We start from the raw sequence: 938 nt of genomic DNA on the forward strand, positions 1-938 counted from the left end.
TCGTTCCACCGGTTTCCTCCCGAAGGAGTCCGCCGGCTTCCCGCGCTCGACTTGCATGTATTAGGCACGCCGCCAGCGTTCGTCCTGAGCCAGGATCAAACTCTCCGTAAAAAGTTTGATGCTGTGGCATCAGTGATGCCCTAAAAAAAGTGTTGCTTTTGATTGGGGCTCTGGCTTGTCTTTCCTTTTCAAAGAACGATCTGCCGCTCAAAGCGACAATTAATATCATATCAACTGTGCTTCACAGCGTCAATGACTTTTTTAAAAAAAGTTTGGTGGAGCCTAGCGGGATCGAACCGCTGACCTCCTGCGTGCAAAGCAGGCGCTCTCCCAGCTGAGCTAAGGCCCCAATATATTAGATGGTCGGGAAGACAGGATTTGAACCTACGACCCCTTGGTCCCAAACCAAGTGCTCTACCAAGCTGAGCTACTTCCCGTTATTGAATAAATAATTGGTGCGCCCGAGAGGACTTGAACCCCTAGCCTTCTGATCCGTAGTCAGACGCTCTATCCAATTGAGCTACGGGCGCATAAATGGAGCGGGAGACGGGATTCGAACCCGCGACCCCCACCTTGGCAAGGTGGTGTTCTACCACTGAACTACTCCCGCAAAATCATGGTGAGCCATGGAGGATTCGAACCTCCGACCCTCTGATTAAAAGTCAGATGCTCTACCAACTGAGCTAATGGCTCGTATTAATGGTGGAGGATGACAGGATCGAACTGCCGACCCCCTGCTTGTAAGGCAGGTGCTCTCCCAGCTGAGCTAATCCTCCACAAATATTTAAATGCCCGGCAGCGATCTACTTTCACGGGGGGAGAGCCCCCGGCTATCATCAACGCTGAAGAGCTTAACTTCCGTGTTCGGCATGGGAACGGGTGGGGCCTCTTCGCTGTTGCCACCGGACCGGCCCGTCGGGCCCTGACAACCAAATACC

The 938-nt window shown here is 52.9% G+C and carries 6 tRNA genes and 2 rRNA genes; all 8 read right to left on the reverse strand.

Going from position 1 to position 938, the window contains the following annotated elements:
- Nucleotides 1-111: ribosomal RNA gene (locus CHL76_RS16650) — 16S ribosomal RNA — on the reverse strand; the annotation flags it as partial.
- A gap of 162 nt (nucleotides 112-273) precedes the next feature.
- A tRNA-Ala gene (locus tag CHL76_RS16655) sits at nucleotides 274-349 on the reverse strand.
- A gap of 11 nt (nucleotides 350-360) precedes the next feature.
- A tRNA-Pro gene (locus CHL76_RS16660) sits at nucleotides 361-437 on the reverse strand.
- Between the two features lie 16 nt (nucleotides 438-453).
- Nucleotides 454-530: transfer RNA gene (locus tag CHL76_RS16665), tRNA-Arg, on the reverse strand.
- Nucleotides 531-535: 5 nt separating this feature from the next.
- Nucleotides 536-610 (reverse strand) — tRNA-Gly (locus CHL76_RS16670).
- 7 nt (nucleotides 611-617) lie between these two features.
- Nucleotides 618-693 (reverse strand) — tRNA-Lys (locus CHL76_RS16675).
- A gap of 7 nt (nucleotides 694-700) precedes the next feature.
- Nucleotides 701-776: transfer RNA gene (locus tag CHL76_RS16680), tRNA-Val, on the reverse strand.
- A gap of 14 nt (nucleotides 777-790) precedes the next feature.
- Nucleotides 791-907: ribosomal RNA gene (rrf, locus tag CHL76_RS16685) — 5S ribosomal RNA — on the reverse strand.
- Nucleotides 908-938 lie beyond the last annotated feature (31 nt).

It is taken from the genome of Marinococcus halophilus, from assembly GCF_002265875.1.
Lineage (GTDB): Bacteria > Bacillota > Bacilli > Bacillales > Marinococcaceae > Marinococcus > Marinococcus halophilus.